This is a genomic window from Mesorhizobium sp. M7A.F.Ca.CA.004.04.2.1 (genome assembly GCF_004022825.1).
Taxonomy (GTDB): domain Bacteria; phylum Pseudomonadota; class Alphaproteobacteria; order Rhizobiales; family Rhizobiaceae; genus Mesorhizobium.
The window spans coordinates 1-3,047 of sequence record NZ_RZPH01000753.1; the positions used below are offsets into that span (position 1 = coordinate 1).

Sequence of the window (3,047 nt, forward strand, 5' to 3'; positions counted from 1 at the left end):
CGTTGTTCCCGGCCGAGCCGATCCGTGACGCCTATGCTTCGGTGCTGGGCGGCGCCGAGGCGGGTGCGGCGCTGCAGTACCAGGTCTCGGAAGGCTACCTGCCGTTGCGGCGCTGGCTCGCCGGGCAGATGGGCAAGCTCGGCGTCGCCTGTGACGAGGCCAATATCTTCATCACTTCCGGCTCCCAGCAGGCGCTGGACTATCTCGGCAAACTGTTCCTGTCGCCGGGCGATACCGCGCTGGTGACGTGGCCGACTTATCTCGGCGCGCTGCAGGCTTTCAACGCCTATGAGCCTCGCTACGACCGGCTGACCCCGGCCGGCGGCAACATGACGCCCGATGCCTATCGCGCGGCAGCGGCAGCAAATGGCGGCAAGGCCAAATTCGCCTATCTGGTGCCGGATTTCGCCAACCCGACCGGCAACACGCTGAACCGTGAGCAGCGCGAGGCGGTGCTCGGCCTTGCCGGCGAACTCGACATCGCCGTCATCGAGGATGCCGCCTATCGCGCGCTGCGCTATGACGGCGACGGCGTGCCGCCGATCCTGGCGCTCGACTGCATCAGGTCCGGCGGCATCGACAAGGCGCGCACGCTCTATTGCGGCTCGTTCTCGAAGATACTGTCGCCGGGCATGCGCATCGGCTGGGTTTGCGCCCCGCGCCACATCGTCGAGAAACTGGTGCTGATGAAGCAGGCCTCGGACCTGCACAGCCCGTCGATCAACCAGGTGGTGATGCATCGTGTCGCCGAAGCCGTCTTCGACGGCCAGGTGGAAAAACTTATCGGCGCCTATCGCGAGCGCCGCGACGGGCTGCTCTCGGCACTGGAATCCAATATGCCGGAAGGCGTGACCTGGAGCCGCCCGGAAGGCGGCATGTTCGTCTGGGTAACGTTGCCGGAAGGGGCCGACGCCACCGAGCTTCTGGCGCGGTCGGTGAAAGAAGCGCGGGTGGCCTTCGTGCCGGGCGGCGCCTTTTATGCCGACGGCACCGGGCGCAACACGCTGCGGCTGTCCTTCACGCTCGCCGACCGGCGCGCGGTGAGCGAAGGCATTCCAAGGCTAGCCGCCATCCTGAAGGGATAGGCCGGCGCCGGAGGCCGGCTTTTCCTCCGCCATCACAGTCACCATCCGCTCAAGCTTTGAAAGCTTGGTGCGAGCGAGCTTGCGGACCGGCTTTTCGAAACCTTCTTCGCCGCTTTCGACGACGAAGACCAACGTCATGAAATCGAGCATGAACTCATCTATGGCTGCCGAGACCTCGCGCGACCTGCCCTTGAACCGGCGCAGCAGAGCGGTTGCTTCCTCGATATCCTCGACACCGGCGCTGTCGACCAGCGCTTCGAGCCTCTGAAAACTATCCAATAGCAATTCCTCCCACCGGGGCACCCAACCCGGTTGTGAGCGGAAAGTTCCAAACTGTGAGTGCTCTCGCGAAGAAATCGCCTCCACCGCTTCCGCGGTTTCGACGGGCCATCGGCAATTTTTTGTTCGGGTGGAACCTCCGCGGCCAACAAAGGTTCTTACCAGGTCTGATCCCCCTCAGACCCCTGAAGGCTAGACATGCTTTCCAAAGGCCCGCCGGATCCCCTCCCGGCGGGCTTTTTGTTTGCGGGATAGAACAAGTATCCGCATTGACGACGCCCTGTCCGAACCTAAATTCGAACCTCACGAGGAGGCATCTTTATGGAAACCCAGGAATTGCATCGCGGCCGGCTCATCGACCACATCCAACTGGTGGTCAGGGATCTCGCGCCCAGCCGGCGTTTCTACGAGGCGGTCCTGCAGGCGATCGATGTTCCGATCGGTGGGAGCGGCGACGATTTTTTCTGGGCCGACGAGCTGTTTGTCTCCACTGCCGACAGCCGGGCCGCACAGGGAAAACTCACCGGTCGCCATCACCTGGCTTTCCAGGCAAGGGACCACGCCATGGTCGACGCCTTCTACAAGGCCGGACTGGCGGCTGGCGGCACGGACAATGGCGCGCCGGGCGAACGGCCCTATCATCCCGGCTATTACGCCGCCTTCCTGCTCGATCCCGACGGCAACAACATCGAGGCCGTCCATCATGGTCCGCATAGTCGCAGCGCAGCTTCGGTGAAGATCACCTTCTAAGCTGCCGATATTCAGCCGGCCGGGATCGCGGGCGCATGGGCGATGCCGGAGAGAAGCTGCCTTGCGTTGCCAGATTGATGGCCACGATGCTAACCGTGCAAATGGCGGGCGGGAATCGGCATCGAAGCAACGTGCGCTGCAAAATCCTCAATAGAACTCCCCTTACCCCCTTGGAGATACATTTTTTATGCAAAACCCAACAAGGGCGATCTGTGCCGCCACGCTTTTATTTGCGATCGGGGCCGTGGATCTCACAAGTATATCACCTTTTGCTTATGTTTCATCGGCGCAGGCGCAGGAGGAATATCTTCCGACCCAGAAGGATTTTGTCGGCAAATGGAAACTGAACGGCGGAGCCATCCGGCCGCCGCGCGATATGAAGGATGCGCCGACACCGGAACAGGAAGCGGCCGCCAATGAATTCCAGCAGACGGTGACCGCGTTTTACGGCGCGTTTGACTATCTGGAGATCACGGCGGACGGCCGCTACAATTTTCATCAGCCGGGTGATCCGACGGCGGGGCCTTGCGTCTGGTGCGGAACCTGGTCCTTCAGCAACAGTTCGGCGTGGCTCAAGCTGGAGACCGCGCCCAGGCTGGATATCTACGCCAAGGACGGCGACATGCAGATGACCTACACTGTCGAACCCGACGAAAAATCGAAATATGCTTGGCTGGTTTTCGGTTGGACGAAGGCCGAGTAGGCGGCGGCGCACGGCTCCCCACACCTAAACGGGCCTAAGCGGCTTTTCATCCATCTCGTATCCTCGTATACGAGATGGAGCCAGCCGCCGAGGAGCCCGTATGAGTCCACTGCCTGAAACCGTGCCGTTTTTCAGCCAGTGGGAGACGCCCGACCTGACGCTGGACGTGCTCGCCGACGGCGCGGATGTTGCCCTCAGGCGCGATCCGCTGTGGCGGGGGTCCGGCGCGG

At 62.4% G+C, this 3,047-nt stretch carries 4 protein-coding genes; 3 read left to right on the forward strand and 1 reads right to left on the reverse strand.

All coding sequences use genetic code 11. From position 1 onward, the window contains the following. Nucleotides 1–1,085: PLP-dependent aminotransferase family protein (locus EN893_RS26375; RefSeq protein WP_164901115.1), on the forward strand; the 1,085-nt coding region annotated here is incomplete at its 5' end. Here EN893_RS26375 and EN893_RS26380 read toward each other — a convergent pair. After that, nucleotides 1,062–1,364 carry a hypothetical protein gene (locus EN893_RS26380; RefSeq protein ID WP_236382754.1) on the reverse strand — a complete coding sequence of 101 codons (303 nt, stop codon included), beginning with the start codon at nucleotides 1,362–1,364 and terminating at the stop codon, nucleotides 1,062–1,064. The genes EN893_RS26375 and EN893_RS26380 overlap by 24 nt on opposite strands. A gap of 321 nt (nucleotides 1,365–1,685) precedes the next feature. On the opposite strand from EN893_RS26380, the gene EN893_RS26385 reads away from it, so the two are divergent. Further along, the gene (locus EN893_RS26385; RefSeq protein WP_127268756.1) at nucleotides 1,686–2,114 is read left to right on the forward strand and encodes a VOC family protein; all 429 of its coding nucleotides are present in this window, start codon (nucleotides 1,686–1,688) and stop codon (nucleotides 2,112–2,114) included. Between the two features lie 187 nt (nucleotides 2,115–2,301). Beyond that, nucleotides 2,302–2,817: a hypothetical protein gene (locus EN893_RS26390; protein ID WP_127268757.1), complete on the forward strand. Its 516-nt coding sequence runs from the start codon at nucleotides 2,302–2,304 to the stop codon at nucleotides 2,815–2,817. Nucleotides 2,818–3,047: the final 230 nt, after the last annotated feature.

What these genes read in the sequence shown, in the direction of transcription:
- EN893_RS26385 (WP_127268756.1), top strand. Translation starts at nt 1,686, where the DNA reads ATGGAAACCCAGGAATTGCATCGCGGCCGGCTCATCGACCACATCCAA.
- EN893_RS26390 (WP_127268757.1), top strand. Translation starts at nt 2,302, where the DNA reads ATGCAAAACCCAACAAGGGCGATCTGTGCCGCCACGCTTTTATTTGCG.